We start from the raw sequence: 17,303 nt of genomic DNA, 5'->3' as shown, positions 1-17,303 counted from the left end.
TTTAGGATTTAACGGGACTTTTATCCCCACAGAGCCGGTTCCGGATTTGCTATAGATAGGCCGGGCTGGCAAACCATTCGAAATATAAAGAGAAGCGCGCGCCTTCTAACCAGCCTGACGAGGATCTATGACTGCAGTTATCCACCAACCCAAGGGTTCAGTTGCCCATCAATTTGAACCTGCAACCAGCAGTATCACCTACCGGAGCTCTGGCCAGCTCCTGATCCTGGGGCCCGAGCACCGTGCCCGCCTGGCGGCGGCTGAGCTGGAGGGCGCCCTGCACTGTACCCTGCTGATCAGCGAAGCGATGCCCGCCAGCCTCGACGCCGACATGGAACGTGCGGCAGGCCTTGTGATCAAGGCCCCGATCCACCATCACAAACTGCAGTCCGTCGGGGGTTACCTGGGTCATTTTGACGCACAGGTCTCACTGCCCGGCGGCCTGACCGGCAACTCCCTGGCCAGCCTCAGCCAGCTGAAGGCCTTCGACCTGCTGCTTGATCTGGGGCGTACCCCCCAGCTGGCGAGCGAAAAGCCCCCCGCCGGCTACTTTCACTGCCCGGACCAGGCCAGCCTGGAGCGAGCCCTGGAGGAGCTTCCCCAACTGGTCGGCGAGTTCAGCAAACCCGTTTACCTGCGAGTCAACAGCGACCTCTGCGCCCACAGCAACAGCGGCATCATCGGCTGTACCCGCTGCCTGGAGGTGTGCCCGGCCGACGCCATCAGCGCCCCGAGTGGCCAGATCGAGGTGGACCACCACCTCTGCCACGGTGTCGGCGGTTGCGCCAGTGCCTGCCCCACCGGTGCCATCGAGTTGCTGGAGAGCCCGCCCCAACAGCTGTTGCAGCAACTACGTGACCAGCTGCAGCAGGCCGGACAACCGAGCCCCCTGGTGATTCACGATGCCCAGGGGACCGCCCTGCTGGCCACAGTCCCCGAGCCGCGGGTCACCCTGGAGCTGGAAGAGATCAACTGTGCCGGACTCGAAACTTGGTTTAGCGCGCTGGCCTGGGGCGCTCCCCAGGTGGTGATCATCGCGCCGACCGACTACCCCGAAACCGCCCGCAACGCCCTCAACACCCAACTGGGTTATGCCGGGGCCCTGCTGCGTGGACTGGGGATCGAGGAGCCACGCATCACCCTGGTGGAGCAGCACGACGGTGAGTCTCTGCCCCGCCTGCTGGCCCAGCCGCTGGCACCGCTGTCGAGCGCCGCCTACCTGCCCGATAACAAGCGTCGCGAGGCCCTCTACCAGGCCATCGACCAACTGGCCCAGGCCAACGCCCAGCCCGCCACAGAGCTGGCCATGCCCAGCGGTTTTCCGATGGGCGGCCTTAATATCGACAGTGATAACTGCACCCTTTGCATGTCCTGCGCCGGCGTCTGCCCGACCCAGGCCCTGCAATCCGGTGGCGACGAACCCCGCCTGCGCTTCACCCAGCACAACTGTGTGCAGTGCAACCTCTGCGTGAGCGCCTGCCCCGAGCAGGTACTGGAGCTGCGCAGCGGCTACCAGCTCGACCGTAGCGCACGCAAGAGCCAGCAGACCCTGCACGAGGACAGCCCGCTGTGCTGCGTCGACTGCGGCACCCCCTTCGCCACCCAGAGCCTGTTCCGCAAGATGCAGCTCAAGCTCGCCGACAGCCCCATGTTCCAGGGCAGCAACGCCCAGCTGCTGGAGCGCTGCGGCGATTGCCGGGTTAAAGCCTTAATGAAACAGGATTCGGAGTTACTGCCATGAGCGCTGAGATCATCACCACCGACGGCGCCCTGGAGCCCACCACCCAGCCCCCGGCACTGAGCGCCGAGGACAGCCTGCGCGCCGAAGGCTATGCCCTGCTCGGCGCCCTGCTGCGAGCCCCCGCCTCCCAGGAGCTTTTGAACCTGTTGGCGGGAATCGAGATCGACAGCGCCCGCAGCCCCATCGAACATGCCTACAGCACCCTGCAGCAGAGTGCGTCCCACAGCCAGGCCTCCAGCGTGAGCCAGGAATACCAGAGCCTCTTTATCGGTATCGGCCGGGGCGAACTGCTGCCCTTCGGCTCCTGGTACCAGACCGGGTTCATGATGGAGAAGCCGCTGATCAAGTTGCGCCAGGACCTGGCCGAGCTCGGGTTTGAACGCCAGCAGCAGACCCACGAGCCCGAAGACCATGTCGCCGCCCTCTGCGAAGTGATGGCCTATCTGGTGCAAGAGCACTCAAACGAACAACAACAGCGTTTTTTCCGCTCCCATATTCAGGGATGGATACTACGCTTCTTTGAAGACCTGCAGAACGCCAACAATGCCAGCTTCTATATTGCCGTAGGGCAGCTGGGTGAAGCACTGATGCAAACTGAAATCAACCGTTTTAATCAACCACAATAACGACAAACCCGAAGGGGAGAGCACGATGAGCAAGAAACCACTGAGCCAGGAGCAACTTCAGAGACGCGAGTTTCTGAAAGGTGTTGCCGTCGCCGGTAGTGCTGCCGCTGTTGTCGGAGCCTCAGGCACCGCAGCCGCTGCAGAGCAACCGCTTGAAAAGCAGCAGTCAGGACGTTATCGCAAGTCAGATCACGTCAAGGCCTACTACGACACCGCCCGTATCTAGGCGGCGTATCGGGTTCTGATCACGGATTAACACGAGGCAACATCCTAATGAAATTGACCAAAGTAAGCCCCTCAAGCGGGCAGGACCAGGCCAAGGCCGGCGGCATCAGCCGCCGCTCCTTCCTCAGCGCCAGTGGCGTTGCGGCCGGTGGATTGGCGGCCAGCCAACTGCTGAGCCCCGGCATGATGCAGAAGGCCGAGGCCGCCAGCATGAGCAACAAGCCGGTTGAAACCAAGCGCACCATCTGCACCCACTGCTCCGTCGGCTGCGGCATTTATGCCGAGGTTCAGGAGGGGGTATGGACCGGCCAGGAGCCGGCTTTCGACCATCCCTTCAACCGCGGCGCCCACTGCGCCAAGGGTGCCTCCGTACGGGAGCACGGCCACGGCGAGCGTCGCCTGAAGTACCCGATGAAACTGGTCGGCGGCAAGTGGCAGCGCGTCTCCTGGGACGAGGCGATGGACGAAATCACCGCCAAGATGATGAAGATCCGCGAAGAGAGCGGTCCCGATTCCGTCTACTGGCTCGGCTCCGCCAAGTACAGCAACGAGCAGGCCTACCTGTTCCGCAAGTTTGCTGCCCTGTGGGGCACCAACAACGTGGATCACCAGGCGCGTATCTGTCACTCCACCACGGTAGCCGGTGTGGCCAACACCTGGGGCTACGGTGCGATGACCAACTCCTTTAACGATATGCACCACTCCAAGGCGATGATCCTGATCGGGTCCAACCCCGCCGAGGCGCACCCGGTGGCCATGCAGCATATCCTGCACGCCAAGGAGCGCAACAAGGCGAAGGTGATTGTGGTCGATCCCCGCTTTACCCGTACCGCGGCCAAATCCACCGAGTACGTGCGGATCCGTCCCGGTACCGACGTTCCCTTCATCCACGGCCTGCTGTGGCACATCTTTGAGAACGGCTGGGAAGACAAGACCTTTATCGAGCAGCGCGTCTACGGCATGGACGAGGTGCGTGAGGAGGTGAAGAAGTTCACCCCCGCCGAGGTAGAGAACATCACCGGCGTCAGCGAAGAGCAGATGCGCCGCGTTGCCCAGACCCTGGCCGAGCACAAGCCCGGCACCATCGTCTGGTGCATGGGTGGTACCCAGCACACCATCGGTAACAACAACACCCGCGCCTACTGCATCCTGCAGCTGGCCCTGGGCAACATGGGCGTGTCCGGCGGCGGAGCCAACATCTTCCGCGGTCACGACAACGTGCAGGGCGCCACCGATATGTGCGTGCTGTCGCACTCGCTGCCCGGCTACTACGCCCTCTCCGCCGGTGCCTGGAAGCACTGGAGCAAGGTGTGGGACCTGGATTACGAGTGGGTCAAGGGTCGTTTCGACAACCGCAAGGCCTACGAAGGTACCGCCGAGAAGCCCAAGTTCCCGATGAACACCGCCGGTATTCCTGTCTCCCGCTGGATCGATGGGGTACTGGAGGACAAGGCCAATATCGCCCAGAACGACAACCTGCGGGCTATGGTGTTCTGGGGCCACGCCCCCAACAGCCAGACCCGGGGACTGGAGCAGAAGAAGGCGATGGAGAAGCTGGATATGATGGTCATCATCGACCCCTATCCGACCGTCAGCGCGATCCTTCCCGACCGTCAGGACGGTATCTACCTGCTGCCGGCTTCGACCCAGTTCGAAACCTACGGTTCCGTGACCGCCTCCAACCGCTCGCTGCAGTGGCGTGACAAGGTGATCGAGCCGTTGTTCGAGTCACTGCCCGACCACACCATCATGTACAAGTTTGCCAAGAAGTTCGGCTTCGAGAACGAACTGTGCAAGCACATCAAGGTGAACGGCGAGGAGCCGCTGGTGGAAGACATCACCCGCGAGTTCAACAAGGGTATGTGGACCATCGGCTACACCGGCCAGAGCCCCGAGCGTCTGAAGGAACACCAGTTGAACTGGCACACCTTCGACTTCGACACCCTCAAGGCCGAGGGCGGTCCCGCCGATGGCGATTTCTACGGCATGCCCTGGCCCTGCTGGGGAACCCCCGAGCAGAAGCACCCGGGTACGCCACTGCTGTACGATAACAGCAAGACCGTGGCCGAGGGTGGTCTCACCTTCCGCGCCCGTTTCGGCGTCGAGCGCGATGGGGTCAGCCTGCTGGCCAACGGCTCGCACAACGTCGGCTCCGATATCAAGGATGGACACCCCGAGTTCTCCGACAAGCTGCTTAAGCAGCTGGGCTGGTGGGATGACCTGACCGCCGAGGAGAAGGCCGCCGCCGAAGGCAAGAACTGGAAGACCGACCTCTCCGGCGGTATCCAGCGTGTTGCCATCAAGCACGGTTGCGCCCCCTTCGGTAACGCCAAGGCCCGTGCCGTGGTCTGGACCTTCCCCGACAAGGTGCCGGTCCACCGTGAGCCGCTGTACACCAGCCGTCGCGATCTGGTGGAGAAGTATCCCACCTACGATGACCGCAAGTCCCATTACCGCCTGCCGACCCTCTACAAGTCGATCCAGGACAAGGACTTCACCCAGCAGTTCCCGGTTACCCTCACCTCCGGCCGTCTGGTGGAGTACGAGGGTGGTGGTGACGAGACCCGCTCCAACCCCTGGCTGGCTGAGCTGCAGCAGGAGATGTTCGCCGAGATCCATCCGGCCGATGCCAACGATGCCGGCATCCGTGACGGACAGGATATGTGGGTAGAGACTCCGGAAGGCGCCAAGATCAAGGTGAAAGCCCTTGTGACCCGTCGCGTCGAACGCGGAGTTGCTTTCCTGCCATTCCACTTCGGTGGTGTGCTCGAAGGCAAGGACCTGCGCAGCAAGTACCCTGAGGGTGCCGACCCTTACGTACTGGGCGAATCCGCTAACACCGCGATGACTTACGGCTACGACTCTGTGACACAGATGCAGGAGTCCAAGGTGAGTCTCTGTCGAATTCTGCCGGCGTAAGCAGCCGCATAGCACAGGAAACATAAATCATGGCTAGAATGAAATTTTTGTGTGATTCAGAGCGCTGCATCGAATGCAACGGCTGCGTTACCGCCTGCAAAAACACCAACGAGGTGCCCTGGGGCATCAACCGTCGCCGCGTAGTGACCATCAACGACGGCGAGCCGGATGAAGCCTCCATCTCCGTCTCATGCATGCACTGTACCGATGCACCCTGCATCGCCGTGTGTCCCGTGGATTGTATCTACGAGGCCAACGACGGCATCGTGCTGCACAGCAAGGACCAGTGCATCGGCTGCGGTTACTGCCTGATGGCCTGCCCCTTCGGCGCGCCCCAGTTCCCAATGGAAAACGCCTTCGGCGTTCGCGGCAAGATGGACAAGTGCACCTTCTGCGCCGGTGGACCGGAAGAGGACAACAGCCAGGCCGAATGGGAGAAGTACGGTGCCAACCGTATTGCCCAGGGCAAGCTGCCCTCTTGCGCCGAGATGTGCGCAACCAAGGCGCTGCTGGCCGGTGATGCGAACGATGTCTCCGACATCTTCCGTGAGCGGGTAACCTATCGCGGTTCCAATGCCGGTGCCTGGGGCCAGTCCATGGCCTACGGTCGCAAAGCCAAGGGTTAAAAGCCAAGGGTTAACGGCTCTGCCGTTAACCCCCATTACGGGAATGATGCTTATGAAATCATCAACACAAGCAGAGAACCCGGGGATCAAACGCCGCTTACGCGGCGTTAACCTCGCGCTCGTCTGTTGTGCGCTGGTGTTGTTGCTGGCTCCCCTGGTCCCCTACACCCTGGCGGCGGTCAGCCCTGACTCCGCCACGGCGTTCTGGGACCATGTTCGCCACGGCACCATCGGCGCTACACAGATCAAGGGCACCGAAAGCGGTCAGCTGATCAATGAGTCGGGAACCTGGTGGCTCGAATGGCGCAACCAGTGGGTCTCTCCGGGGGGCGCCTGGGCGCTCTCCCTGAGCCTGGTCACCCTGACCCTGGTCTACCTGCTGATCGGTACCAACCGCATGCCCGAACGCTCCGGCAAGACCATCGAGCGGTGGAGCCGCATGGACCGGACCATCCACTGGTTCATGGCGATCACCTTTCTGCTTTTGGGCGTTACCGGGCTGAGCATTCTCTACGGCAAGTCGGTGCTGATTCCGATGATGGGTAAGGATGCCTTCGCCAGCTTCCTCTACCTGGCCAAGAATGTTCACAACTACCTGGGCCCGCTCTTTAGCCTTGCCCTTGTGGTGATGGCGATCAAGTGGCTGAAGCACAACTTCTTCACCCTCGTGGACATGAAGTGGTTTGCCACCCTCGGCGGCATGATCGGCAAGGGGCACGCGCCCGCCGATTTCACCAACGGCGGCGAAAAGGCCTGGTTTTGGGTGCTGGTCCTGCTGGGGCTGGTGGTCAGCGGCAGTGGCCTGGTGCTGGATTTCCCCAACTACGGGCAGATCCGTGAAACCATGCAGAACGCCAACCTGATCCACGCGATCTCGGCCGTGGTTCTGTTCTGCGGCTCGCTGTTCCATATCTACATGGGCACCCTGGGGGTAGAGGGTGCGCTCGAGGGGATGGTCTCCGGCGAGGTGGACGAAGCCTGGGCCGAACAGCACCACAGCCTTTGGGTTGAGCGAGTGAAACAAAACGGCTAGGTAACTGGCCACACCTTAAGGCGCCCTCGGGCGCCTTTTTTTATGTACAGGACGTACGGTACGCCGCGTGGCCATGGATGGCCAGGAGCGGCGTGGCTCAGCCCACTGGGTGCCAGCCTTGGCGTGGCCCAGCCTACTGAATTTCCGCCTTAGCAGATGCCAATAGCGATCCAAAGGATGGACGGGCCGATAGCTGCGCTCCTGCGGCTATCTTTCGTCAATACAGGCACTCCCCACATCCCTGTGGGTCGGATGCCGCGTGGCCACGGATGGCCAGGAGCGGCGCGTCCCAGCACACTGGATGCCTGCTTAACGGATGGCGAAGCGGCGTGTCTCAGCCCACTGGATACCTGCATTAACAGATGGCGAAGCGGCGTGGCTCAGCCCACTGGATGCCCGCCTTACACGGTGCCGATAGCGATCAAGTGGTGGACGGTATGCCCCCAGCGCTGGTTCATGCCACAATGGTTTAACCACCGACGCCGCCCAAAGGAGAGGTTATGTCACCGGAACTGCAAGCCTGGGCCGATGCTGGCCGCTACCTTTACACCCCCATTGGCCAGCACCGGGTCTTTTTCAAGCAGCTGGGCGATCCCGAAGCCCCGCCGGACAGAACCCTGCTCCTGCTGCACGGTTTCCCCGAATCCTCCTACTCCTTCCACAAGGTGGTCTCCCCCCTGCTGGCGCGATTCGATCGTATCGTACTGTTTGATTTCATCGGCTATGGGCTCAGCGACAAGCCTGCCCACTACGGTTACAGCCTCTACGAGCAGGCAGATGTGGCGCTGGAGGTGTGGCGTGCCCTGGGGGTGCAGGGAGGCCACCTGCTGGCCCACGACATGGGCACCAGCGTCGCCACCGAGCTGTTGGCGCGGGAGCTGAGCGCGCTGTTGCCGGCGGGCTTCAGCGAAGGCTTCAACAGCGTGACCTTCACCAACGGCAGCATGGTGCTCGCCCTGGCGCGACTGCGCCTGACCCAGCGACTACTGCTCTCCCCCCTGGGCCCCCTCCTCGCCCGCTGGTCGAGCTACCGGGTGATGGCCAGCCAGGTACGCAGCGCCCATGGCAATGACGGTCTCAGCGACGCTGATCTCGAGCACCTGTGGGAAAATATCCAGCTCGGTGATGGACATCGCAACCATCACCGGGTGATCCGCTACCTGCTGGACCGGCGACGGTTGGAAGCCCCTCGCTGGCTGGAGGCTCTGCGCCACACCCGCACCCCCATCCACCTCTGCTGGGGCACCGACGACGCCGTCGCCCGGGTGGAGATGGCGTACTACCTCAAGGAGAAGGTCTGTCCCCAGGCGCAATTGAGCCTGATGCCCGGGGTGGGTCACTTCGGCCAGCTCAGCGACCCCGAACGCTGGGTGGAGACGGTCATCGGCTTTTATCGCCAAAGCGGTGCGGCCTGAGCGGGGCGCCACTCAGCAGGCGCATCCCGCTACCAGCCTGGAGGAGCGGCTGCCTGATTTGCCCCTGCTCTCCCACAGATGCTCGTGGATCAGGTAGGCCAGCGTATTCACGGCCGGCTCCACCAGGGCGATCAGCCCTCCCACCACCCAGCTACCCGTCAATAACCAGGCCACCGAAAAGGCGACGCAGAAGTGCGTCATCGCAAAGGTGCAGGTTTTGATACCGGTTCTCATCGTTTTTCCTCCAGGCTTTTGCACAGGATAACGATGACCTTATGATAGCTAAAGACGATTAGCTCTATAACCACGATAGACTTTTTGCAATCAAACCTCTATCCAGTTACCGGCAACCGCTGAAGACCCGCCCCAGGGGGGCTGACTTCCTGAGGACGATAACAGGGGTCGATAGCTGCGATCCTGCGCCATCGGCACTCCCCTTTGCTCACCAGCGGGCGCCCTAGGCGAGCAATATCAGCCGATATAAAATAAACTGGCCCTCGGAAAGGTCTACCTCTGCAACGATTGCCTCGATCGTTATCGCCATGACTGTCCCCCTGCCCTATACACAGTCATTGCAGAGTTCCTGTAGAGTAATGGTATTCCTTCACAGTTGAACCCACAGGAGCCCTCCATGACCTCCCCCCAACGCGGCAACTCACGACTGGTTACTCTTGTTATCCTGCTGCTGGTAGGCGCGGTGTTGGCCGTTGCGGTGGCGCTGCTGCCCAAAGGCTTCAGCGATGACCTCACCCGTATCGGCCAGGGGGCGGCGGTGGCGGTGCTGACCCACGACAAGAACACCGTTGGAGGCATCGAGGCGATGGATCTGCTCAACCGCATTCGCGCCGATTTTGAACCCCGGATGGAGTTTCTGGTGGTCGATGTCAACAGCCCCAAAGGGCGGGCCTTTACCCGCCAACAGAAGGTGGGCACCACCGTACTGGTACTGTTTACCCCCGACGGCAAGCGCGTTGGCACCCTCGATCCGGGGGCCGGCGAGCAGGTGTTGCGCTCGGCATTGCTGGGATTCAGTCCCCCCTGAGAGGGCGCCTGAAGGCTGCTATTTTGTGCGCCGGGCCGCTAGAGCGATCCCGTTGCAGGCTGGCCTCACTGCTCCTTTATCCGCTCCTTAAGTGGCTGCAGTGAGGCCAACTGGTTGCGCCACTTCATCGTAACCAGCCCCCAGAACCGCCGGCTCAGCCTGTGGCTGCGCCTTCGCGCTCTCCCACAGGTGCTCGTGGATCAGGTAGGCCACCGTATTCACAGTTGGCTCCACCAGGGCGATCAGTGCATCGCCTGCGCTTTGGCCAACCCCTCCTCAAGGGTTCTGGAGAAGGCGATCCTGCCGCTTTGCTTACGGATGCCGGCGCGGCGCAGTTTCAGAATCATGCGTGACTGCAGGCCATTGATGACCATGCCGGTGCCCCTGGCCTGCAGGTCGTTGCGGATCGACTCCATGGCAATAATGGCGCTCATATCCAGCATGGTCACCTCCGTCATGTCGAGCACGACCACCCGCACCTCCGGCCTCACCTCCGAGAGGGTTTTTAGCGCCTTCTGCGCGCTGCCGAAAAACAGGGGGCCGTTGATGTCGTAGAGGGTCACGCTGGCCGGTAGCTCATAACCCGCATGGTCGCGCTCCACCGTGGCGCTCTGGGTGAGCCTGATACTGCGCTTGATAAACAGCATCGCGGCCAACCCCATCCCCACGGCCACCGCCAGGGTCATGTCGAACAATACCGTCAGTGAAAAGCAGATCAGCAGCACCACCACATCATCCCTGGGGGCGACCTTGGCGGTGCGTATGAAGTGACGGGCCTCGCTCATGTTCCAGGCCACCATCATCAGCAACGCGGCCATGGAAGCCATGGGGATGTAGGAGAGAATCGGGGCCAGCAGCAGGATACTCACCAGGATAAACAGGGCGTGGACCACCGAGGCCAGCGGCAGGCTGCCACCGGATTTGATGTTGGCGGTGGTGCGGGCAATGGCGGCGGTGGCGGGTATGGCCCCGAAGAAGGGGGCCACCAGATTGCCAATGCCCTGCCCGATCAGTTCATCATTGGGATTGTGCTTCTTGCCGGACATGCCATCGGCCACCACCGCACAGAGCAGCGACTCCAGCGCCCCCAGAATGGCAATAGTAATGGCGGCGGGCAACAGCTCGCGCACCAGGTCGAAGCTGAAGCCAATCGGCTGGCCATCGGCACCGGGCAAATGCCACGGCCAATCGAACGCCGGCAGCAGAGGAGGAATACCGCTGCCGGTCACCCCACCCAGTTCAAAGGAAAAACGGCTGCCAATGGTGGCCACCGAAAAGCCAGGCACCAGCTGAGCCAGTAGCCAGGCCGCCAGGCTACCCACCAGCAGCGCAACCAGGTGGCCGGGTATGCGCGAGCGGAGCCTTGGCCACAGCAACAGCACCCCCAGGGTCAACAGCGCAATCAGGGTTTCCTGCCAACGGATACTGGACAGTGCCTGGACGATCAGCCACACCCGGTCCAGGTAGTGACCATCCGTCGCCTCCACATGAAGGCCCAAAAAATCCTTGACCTGAAAGGTGGCAATCACCACGCCGATACCGGCGGTAAAGCCCACCGTGACCGGATAGGGGACGATCTCGATCAAGCGGCCCAGCTTGCCCACCCCCATCAGCACCAGAATCAGCCCGGCCATCAGGCCACTCATCAGCAGGCCACCCAGGCCGTATTGCTGGACAATGGGCAACAGCACCACGACAAACGCCGCGGTAGGACCGGAAATATTGACCTTGGAGCCCCCCGACAGGGCGATCACAATGCCCGCCACGATCGCCGTATAAAGGCCGTACTGCGGCGCCACCCCACTGGCGATGGCCAGCGCCATCGACAGCGGCAGGGCAATGACACCCACCGTTAAGCCGGCCAGCACATTGGCCTGGATCTCGGGAAAACGGGGTTTACTGTGAACCGACTTTTTAAGTGCCGAAAACATCGTTATCTCTACAGGGTTCAGGCTCGGGTCCATACGCGCCAGGCGTCATAGTATACAGGCTGTGGCGGGCAATGGCTGTCGATCGATCCGGAACAAACGGGGAAAACCATCACCTTTTACCTTCCTTTTAGCAGCTTGCATCCCTGGCAACCTGCGCCTGGGTTGCGGGCAAACAACAGCCCCATCAGCGCTCGGCCACCACTGCCCCTTTCGCCTCCCGCTGCTGCAGCCGCCACAGGCGGGCGTAGTGACCATCCTGCGCCATCAGCTGGGGGTGGCTGCCGCTCTCGGCGATGCGCCCCTGGTCCAGCACCAGGATGCGGTCGGCATCGACAATAGTGGAGAGGCGGTGGGCGATCACCAGGGTGGTGCGGTTGGTGGACAGTTCGCGCATCGCCTCGAGGATGGCGCGCTCGGCGTCGGAGTCGAGCGCCGAGGTGGCCTCGTCGAAGACCAGGATCGGCGGATCCTTGAGGATAACCCGGGCGATGGCGATGCGCTGCTTCTCGCCGCCGGAGACCTTGAGCCCGCGCTCCCCTACCGGGGTCTGATCCCCCTCCGGCAGCTGTTCGACAAAGTGGCGCAGGTGGGCCATGTCGATCGCCCGCGCAATCGCATCGGGCGGCGCCGACGGATCGCCGTAGGCGACGTTGCGGGCCAGGGTATCGTTAAACAGCACCGTGTCCTGGGGCACCACACCGATCGCCCGGCGCAGGCTCTGCTGGGTCACCGAGGCCAGCGGCTGGCCATCGATCAGGATCGCCCCTTCGGTGGCGTCGTAAAAACGGAACAGCAGCCGCGCCAGGGTCGATTTGCCCGCCCCGCTGGGGCCCACAATCGCCACCCGCTCGCCGGGCTCAATGGTGAAGCTGACCCCCTTGAGGATGGGCCGCTGGGGGTGGTAATAAAACCCCAGCTCACGAAACTCGATGCGCCCGCGGCTCACCACCAGGTCGGTGGCACCGGGGGCATCCTGCACCTGGGGCTCGCGCCTGAGCAGTCCCATCATGTTCTCGATATCGGTCAGCGCCCGCCGTACCTCGCGGTACACGGTACCGAGAAAGTTAAGGGGCAAAAACAGCTGCAGCACGTAGGCGTTGATCATTACCAGCGAGCCCAGGGTGATGGTGCCGGCCACCACCTCCCCGGCCGCCAGCCACAGCAGCGCCACCATGCCGGCGGAGACGATCAGCACCTGGCCGCCGTTGAGCAGCATCAGGGTGAGGCGGGTCCTGAGGCGAGCGGTCTCCCACTCCGCCAGGTTCTGGTCGTAGTAGCTCGCCTCCACCTCCTCGTTATTGAAGTACTTGACCGTTTCGTAGTTGAGCAGGCTGTCGATGGCGCGGCTGTTGGTGCGGTTGTCGAGCTCGTTCATCTCCCGCACGAAGCGGGTGCGCCACTCGGTGGTCCAGACCGTAAAGCCGATATAGACCGCCACCGAGGCGAGAATAATGAGCGCGTACCAGGGGCTGAAGTTGATCAGCAGGATGGCCGCGACCAGGGTGATCTCGATCAGGGTCGGCACAATATTGAATACCAGCATCCGCATCAGGAAGCCGAAGCCGTTGCCGCCCCGCTCGATGTCGCGGGAGATGCCGCCGGTCTGGCGTGAGAGGTGGAAATCGAGGTCGAGGCGGTGCAGGTGGCGAAACACCCGCAGCACCATGCGCCGCATGGCCCGTTCGGTGACCCGGCTGAAGACGGTGTCCCTGAGATCGTTGAAGAAGGCGGCGCAAAAACGCAGCAGGCCGTAGAAGATCAGCAGCGCCACCGGCACCACCAGCAGGCTCTGGCGGGAAGCGTCGAGGCCATCGACAATCTGCTTCAGGGCCCAGGGCATGGTAACGGTGGCCACCTTGGCGGCCACCAGCAGCACAAAGGCGAGCGCCATGCGCCGGCGAAACTCCCACAGGTAGGGCCAGATCTCGCTAATCACCTGCCAGGCTTCGCGCCGGTTCAGGCTACGGCTGTAGTTTTTGTCCGCGGCCGAACGTCGCTCTCCGCGCATGCTTGCTCCCCCTGTCCCGGCGTCCCGTGCCGGGCCAATGGCTCTAGCCTACTGGCAAGCGGGACGCCTGGGAAGAGCGCACCCTTGCCATTCCCCTCACCCCGTGCGAGATTCAGGGGAGAGCGGCACCCATACCACCCCGTCTGGCGGCGGGTATCTATCCAGCGGGCAAGCCACCCCCGCACCCTGGAGACACCCCATGCAGTGGACCCTCCTGATTATCGCCGGCCTGTTCGAGGTCGGCTGGGCGATCGGCCTCAAATACACCGAAGGCTTTACCCGCCTGTGGCCCACGGTGGGCACGGTGGTGTCGATGATCATCAGCCTCGGCCTGCTGGGCATCGCCATGAAGTCGCTGCCGGTGGGCACCGCCTACGCGGTGTGGGTGGGGGTAGGAGCGGTAGGAACCGCCCTGCTGGGCATACTGCTGTTCGATGACCCGGCCAGCAGCCTGCGGGTGTTGAGCCTGGGGCTGATCGTTGCCGGCATCATTGGCCTCAAGCTGGCCACCCCCGGCTAACGAGCCCTTTTCACCTTTACTTTTGATCGCCACGCCCCCAGGGGGTAAGCTGGCAGGCGACGAGACGCCAACGGGCGGACCGCGACCCGCTCTGTTCAACGCTGCTATAGCCTGGCCCGCTAGCACTGTTTCGTCCACCCAAACCCGCCCAGCCACCCGCCCGAGGAAGCCCGCCATGCCCTATATCGATCCCCGCCCCCAACAACTGCAGACGGTGATCGCCCAGGCCCCCAAGGGGGTGCCGGTGGTGATGCTCAACCTGTTGAGCTTTCGCGATCAGGCCAACTACGCCGACGGCACCCAGTGCTCCGGACGAGAGGCCTACGCCCGCTACGGCAAGGCCGCACTGGGGCCGCTGGGCAAGGCGGGGGCCAGTGTGATCTGGTCAGGCAGCGCCCGGGGCACGGTGATCGGCCCCGACGAGGAGCAGTGGGACCAGGTACTGCTGGTGCGCTACCCCTCGGTTGAGGCCTTCCTGGCGATGGTCACCAGCGCCGAGTACCAGGCGATCGTCTTCCACCGCAGCGCCGCGCTGGCCGATTCACGACTGACCCTCACCCTCGAAAGCAGCACCTGAGCCGACCCGCGCAAGGACCCGATTCCGGCTTGACGCCTTTTGCCGAGCTGGTATACCAATAGAGTGGGCAACCACTCCGTCGCCCACACCCCAACCGCTGCAAAAGGATCTGCCCCATGAATCGACTGCTGCTTATTTTGCTGGCCATTTTCCTGCCCCCCGTGGCGGTGTTTTTGAAGGGCGGAGCTGGCAAAGAGCTGCTGATCAACATTGTGCTCTGCCTGCTGTTTTTCTTCCCCGGCATGGTTCACGCGCTCTGGGTCTGCACCCGCTAGCCCACTTACCCCCTACAGGACTCTCCCTTGCTCAGCTACCGCCACTCCTTCCACGCTGGAAATTTCGCTGACCTGCTCAAGCACATTGTGCTGGTGGAGGTGCTGGAGCACCTGTGCAAGAAGGAGAAACCCTTCGATTACATCGACACCCACGCCGGAGCCGGGCTCTATAACCTGGCCTCGGCCGAGGCCAGCAAGCTGGTCGAATACCGTAACGGTATCGGCCGCCTCATCCCCTCCGAGTGGCCGCAGCTGGCCCGCTATTTCGAAGTGGTGAACGCCCTCAACCCCGAGGGCGGGCTGCGTTTCTACCCCGGTTCGCCGTTGATCGCCCGCCAGTTCCTGCGCGCACGCGACAATGCCTGGCTCTACGAGCTGCACCCGGAGGATGTGGAACGACTCAAGGGCAACACCCGCGGCAACCGCCGCATCCGGGTGTTCTGCGAGGATGGCCTCAAGGGGCTGCAGGCACACCTGCCACCGGCCTCGCGGCGGGCGCTGGTGCTGATCGACCCCTCCTACGAGCTCAAATCCGATTACGAGCAGGTGGTCAAGGCGCTGCAGGCGGCGCACCGCAAGTTCGCCACCGGGGTCTACGCGCTCTGGTACCCGGTGGTGGAACGCGAACGCATCAACCAGCTGGAAACTTCCCTGCAGGGCAGCGGCATCCGCAATATCCAGCGCTTCGAACTGGGGCTCCGGGCCGACACCGAAGGGCGCGGCATGACCGCCTCGGGGATGATCCTCATCAACCCACCCTGGGGGCTGTTCGACAAGCTCGCCGGGCTGCTGCCGAAACTGGCGCAGGCGGTGGGGGAGCAGGGTGAGGGCAACTACCGCTGCGATACCCTGGTGGAGGAGTAGGTGAGCCCCCCTCCCGCCGCCGCCCCCTTTCCCCGTATTCGCCCGGCCACCGCAGCCGATGCTGCGGCGATCGTCGCCATCTACAACCACTATGTACGAGAGACGGTGGTCACCTTCGAGGAGGACCCCCTCCCCACCGAGGAGATGGCCGGGCGCCTGCGCGCGGTAGAGGAGACGGGCCTGCCCTGGTTGGTCATCGAAACCGCCCAAGGGGTGCAAGGCTACAGCTACGCCACCCGCTGGCACGGTCGCTGTGCCTACCGTTTTACCGCCGAGATCACCGTCTACCTGGCCCCCGAGGCCGGGGGGCAGGGCCTCGGCAGTGCCCTCTACCGGGCCCTTTTTGCCGAGCTTGCCCAGCGCGGCTTCCGGACCGCCCTCGGTGCCATCGCCCTGCCCAACGCCGCCAGTGTCGCTCTGCACGAAAAGTTCGGCATGGCCCAGGTGGGGCAGTTCCGGGAGGTGGGCTACAAGTTCGAGCGCTGGATCGATGTCGGCTACTGGCAGGGGACGATCACCGCCGCCTGCCATGAAAGACCGGGGGGGCAGGACGTTCCCCTGCCCGACCCCCCATCCGCCCCCCAATCCACCCCCTGACCCAGCGAGTGCAGCCCATGGCCAGTGGCCTACTGATGATTCTCGATGACATTGCGGCCCTGCTGGACGATGCCGCAGTGATGAGCAAGGTGGCGGCCAAAAAGACCGCCGCCATTCTGGGGGACGACCTGGCGGTCAACGCCGAGAAGGCGACCGGCTTCAGCGCCTCCCGCGAGCTGCCGGTGGTGTGGGCGATCACCAAGGGCTCACTGGTCAACAAACTGATTATCCTGCCGCTGGCCTTTCTGCTCAGCGCCTACCTGCCGGGGCTGATTGTGCCCATCCTGCTGGTGGGGGGCGCCTACCTCAGCTACGAAGGGGCCGAAAAGGTGGTGGAGTGGTTCCGCCCGCGCCCCGCCACCCCCATCGCCGCCCAGCTCCCGCTTGAGCGGGAGGAGATCCTCAAACGCGAGGCGGCCAAGATCAGGAGCGCCATCCGCACCGATTTTATCCTCTCCATCGAGATCATCGTCATCGCCCTCGGCACTGTCCTCAACGCCAGCCTGGCGGTGCAGGTGCTGGTGGTGAGCCTGATCGCGCTGGCCGCCACGGTAGGGGTCTACGGTGCGGTGGCGCTGCTGGTGCGCATGGACGATGCCGGCTTCTACCTGATGCAGCGCTCGCGGCAGCAGCCCGCCTGGCTGGAAGCCCCCCTGAGGCTGGGCGGACAGGGGCTTGTGGCGGCCCTGCCCTGGGTCATCCGCCTGCTGGGGGTGGTGGGCACCCTCGCCATGCTGCTGGTGGGCGGCGGCCTCTTTGTGCACAACATCGAGGCGCTCCACCACGCTCTGGCGATCCTGCCCAGCCTGCTGCCGGAGCTGCTGAGCGGGCTGGGGATAGGCGCCCTGCTGCTGCTCCTGACCCACCCCCTGCACAGGCGCCCCGGCGCCCACCCGGATTAGTC

The 17,303-nt window shown here is 63.3% G+C and carries 18 protein-coding genes; 14 read left to right on the top strand and 4 right to left on the bottom strand.

Annotated elements, in window-relative coordinates; translation table 11 throughout:
* Window positions 1–127: 127 nt before the first annotated feature.
* From D0544_RS02245 to D0544_RS02215, 7 genes are all read left to right on the top strand, one after another.
* On the top strand, window positions 128–1,741 hold the full coding sequence (locus D0544_RS02245) for a 4Fe-4S dicluster domain-containing protein (protein ID WP_125014389.1): 1,614 nt from the start codon (window positions 128–130) through the stop codon (window positions 1,739–1,741).
* The gene (locus D0544_RS02240; protein WP_125014388.1) at window positions 1,738–2,367 is read left to right on the top strand and encodes a TorD/DmsD family molecular chaperone; all 630 of its coding nucleotides are present in this window, start codon (window positions 1,738–1,740) and stop codon (window positions 2,365–2,367) included. The genes D0544_RS02245 and D0544_RS02240 overlap by 4 nt, the downstream gene beginning before the upstream one ends.
* Before the next feature lie 25 nt (window positions 2,368–2,392).
* Complete coding sequence (locus D0544_RS02235) at window positions 2,393–2,593, top strand: twin-arginine translocation signal domain-containing protein (RefSeq protein WP_125014387.1); 201 nt, start codon at window positions 2,393–2,395, stop codon at window positions 2,591–2,593.
* 47 nt (window positions 2,594–2,640) lie between these two features.
* A complete protein-coding gene (locus D0544_RS02230) occupies window positions 2,641–5,511 on the top strand; it encodes a formate dehydrogenase subunit alpha (protein WP_125014386.1) in 2,871 nt (956 codons plus the stop codon).
* A 29-nt stretch (window positions 5,512–5,540) separates the two neighbouring features.
* Window positions 5,541–6,137, top strand: coding sequence for a formate dehydrogenase FDH3 subunit beta (gene fdh3B / locus D0544_RS02225; RefSeq protein ID WP_125014385.1), 597 nt, complete (start codon window positions 5,541–5,543; stop codon window positions 6,135–6,137).
* A gap of 52 nt (window positions 6,138–6,189) precedes the next feature.
* Window positions 6,190–7,170, top strand: coding sequence for a formate dehydrogenase subunit gamma (locus D0544_RS02220; RefSeq protein WP_164880796.1), 981 nt, complete (start codon window positions 6,190–6,192; stop codon window positions 7,168–7,170).
* 500 nt (window positions 7,171–7,670) lie between these two features.
* A complete protein-coding gene (locus tag D0544_RS02215; protein ID WP_125014383.1) occupies window positions 7,671–8,585 on the top strand; it encodes an alpha/beta fold hydrolase in 915 nt (304 codons plus the stop codon).
* 12 nt (window positions 8,586–8,597) lie between these two features.
* Here the strand turns inward: D0544_RS02215 and D0544_RS02210 are convergent, their stop codons facing one another.
* A complete protein-coding gene (locus tag D0544_RS02210; protein WP_207905746.1) occupies window positions 8,598–8,819 on the bottom strand; it encodes a DUF2061 domain-containing protein in 222 nt (73 codons plus the stop codon).
* 397 nt (window positions 8,820–9,216) lie between these two features.
* Between D0544_RS02210 and D0544_RS02205 the strand changes: the two genes are divergently transcribed.
* Entirely contained in the window at window positions 9,217–9,627 is a 411-nt protein-coding gene (locus D0544_RS02205; RefSeq protein WP_125014382.1) for a hypothetical protein, read from the top strand.
* A gap of 87 nt (window positions 9,628–9,714) precedes the next feature.
* On the opposite strand, the gene D0544_RS02200 is transcribed toward D0544_RS02205, so the two are convergent.
* The 3 genes from D0544_RS02200 to D0544_RS02190 all read right to left on the bottom strand — a co-directional run bounded on the left by D0544_RS02200 (window position 9,715) and on the right by D0544_RS02190 (window position 13,566).
* Window positions 9,715–9,849 carry a hypothetical protein gene (locus D0544_RS02200; RefSeq protein ID WP_164880795.1) on the bottom strand — a complete coding sequence of 45 codons (135 nt, stop codon included), beginning with the start codon at window positions 9,847–9,849 and terminating at the stop codon, window positions 9,715–9,717.
* A 20-nt stretch (window positions 9,850–9,869) separates the two neighbouring features.
* Window positions 9,870–11,558, bottom strand: coding sequence for a C4-dicarboxylic acid transporter DauA (gene dauA, locus D0544_RS02195; RefSeq protein WP_125014380.1), 1,689 nt, complete (start codon window positions 11,556–11,558; stop codon window positions 9,870–9,872).
* Window positions 11,559–11,742: 184 nt separating this feature from the next.
* The gene (locus tag D0544_RS02190) at window positions 11,743–13,566 is read right to left on the bottom strand and encodes an ABCB family ABC transporter ATP-binding protein/permease (protein ID WP_125014379.1); all 1,824 of its coding nucleotides are present in this window, start codon (window positions 13,564–13,566) and stop codon (window positions 11,743–11,745) included.
* Between the two features lie 199 nt (window positions 13,567–13,765).
* On the opposite strand from D0544_RS02190, the gene sugE reads away from it, so the two are divergent.
* From sugE to D0544_RS02160, 6 genes are all read left to right on the top strand, one after another.
* Window positions 13,766–14,086: a quaternary ammonium compound efflux SMR transporter SugE gene (gene sugE, locus D0544_RS02185; protein WP_125014378.1), complete on the top strand. Its 321-nt coding sequence runs from the start codon at window positions 13,766–13,768 to the stop codon at window positions 14,084–14,086.
* 175 nt (window positions 14,087–14,261) lie between these two features.
* Entirely contained in the window at window positions 14,262–14,663 is a 402-nt protein-coding gene (locus tag D0544_RS02180) for a DUF1330 domain-containing protein (RefSeq protein WP_125014377.1), read from the top strand.
* A 116-nt stretch (window positions 14,664–14,779) separates the two neighbouring features.
* A complete protein-coding gene (locus D0544_RS02175; protein WP_125014376.1) occupies window positions 14,780–14,938 on the top strand; it encodes a YqaE/Pmp3 family membrane protein in 159 nt (52 codons plus the stop codon).
* A 27-nt stretch (window positions 14,939–14,965) separates the two neighbouring features.
* Window positions 14,966–15,802: a 23S rRNA (adenine(2030)-N(6))-methyltransferase RlmJ gene (locus tag D0544_RS02170; RefSeq protein ID WP_125014375.1), complete on the top strand. Its 837-nt coding sequence runs from the start codon at window positions 14,966–14,968 to the stop codon at window positions 15,800–15,802.
* The gene (locus D0544_RS02165; RefSeq protein WP_243647221.1) at window positions 15,803–16,399 is read left to right on the top strand and encodes a GNAT family N-acetyltransferase; all 597 of its coding nucleotides are present in this window, start codon (window positions 15,803–15,805) and stop codon (window positions 16,397–16,399) included. It abuts the gene before it with no gap.
* 17 nt (window positions 16,400–16,416) lie between these two features.
* The gene (locus D0544_RS02160) at window positions 16,417–17,301 is read left to right on the top strand and encodes a DUF808 domain-containing protein (protein WP_125014374.1); all 885 of its coding nucleotides are present in this window, start codon (window positions 16,417–16,419) and stop codon (window positions 17,299–17,301) included.
* Window positions 17,302–17,303 lie beyond the last annotated feature (2 nt).

It is taken from the genome of Aestuariirhabdus litorea (assembly GCF_003864255.1).
Classification (GTDB): domain Bacteria; phylum Pseudomonadota; class Gammaproteobacteria; order Pseudomonadales; family Aestuariirhabdaceae; genus Aestuariirhabdus; species Aestuariirhabdus litorea.
The sequence above is the reverse complement of the archived record's forward strand: the minus strand, read 5'-3'. Positions and strand labels throughout refer to the sequence as shown.

What these genes read in the sequence shown, in the direction of transcription:
- D0544_RS02245 (WP_125014389.1), top strand. Translation starts at nt 128, where the DNA reads ATGACTGCAGTTATCCACCAACCCAAGGGTTCAGTTGCCCATCAATTT.
- D0544_RS02240 (WP_125014388.1), top strand. Translation starts at nt 1,738, where the DNA reads ATGAGCGCTGAGATCATCACCACCGACGGCGCCCTGGAGCCCACCACC.
- D0544_RS02235 (WP_125014387.1), top strand. Translation starts at nt 2,393, where the DNA reads ATGAGCAAGAAACCACTGAGCCAGGAGCAACTTCAGAGACGCGAGTTT.
- D0544_RS02230 (WP_125014386.1), top strand. Translation starts at nt 2,641, where the DNA reads ATGAAATTGACCAAAGTAAGCCCCTCAAGCGGGCAGGACCAGGCCAAG.
- fdh3B (WP_125014385.1), top strand. Translation starts at nt 5,541, where the DNA reads ATGGCTAGAATGAAATTTTTGTGTGATTCAGAGCGCTGCATCGAATGC.
- D0544_RS02220 (WP_164880796.1), top strand. Translation starts at nt 6,190, where the DNA reads ATGAAATCATCAACACAAGCAGAGAACCCGGGGATCAAACGCCGCTTA.
- D0544_RS02215 (WP_125014383.1), top strand. Translation starts at nt 7,671, where the DNA reads ATGTCACCGGAACTGCAAGCCTGGGCCGATGCTGGCCGCTACCTTTAC.
- D0544_RS02210 (WP_207905746.1), bottom strand. Translation starts at nt 8,819, where the DNA reads ATGAGAACCGGTATCAAAACCTGCACCTTTGCGATGACGCACTTCTGC.
- D0544_RS02205 (WP_125014382.1), top strand. Translation starts at nt 9,217, where the DNA reads ATGACCTCCCCCCAACGCGGCAACTCACGACTGGTTACTCTTGTTATC.
- dauA (WP_125014380.1), bottom strand. Translation starts at nt 11,558, where the DNA reads ATGTTTTCGGCACTTAAAAAGTCGGTTCACAGTAAACCCCGTTTTCCC.
- D0544_RS02190 (WP_125014379.1), bottom strand. Translation starts at nt 13,566, where the DNA reads ATGCGCGGAGAGCGACGTTCGGCCGCGGACAAAAACTACAGCCGTAGC.
- sugE (WP_125014378.1), top strand. Translation starts at nt 13,766, where the DNA reads ATGCAGTGGACCCTCCTGATTATCGCCGGCCTGTTCGAGGTCGGCTGG.
- D0544_RS02180 (WP_125014377.1), top strand. Translation starts at nt 14,262, where the DNA reads ATGCCCTATATCGATCCCCGCCCCCAACAACTGCAGACGGTGATCGCC.
- D0544_RS02175 (WP_125014376.1), top strand. Translation starts at nt 14,780, where the DNA reads ATGAATCGACTGCTGCTTATTTTGCTGGCCATTTTCCTGCCCCCCGTG.
- D0544_RS02160 (WP_125014374.1), top strand. Translation starts at nt 16,417, where the DNA reads ATGGCCAGTGGCCTACTGATGATTCTCGATGACATTGCGGCCCTGCTG.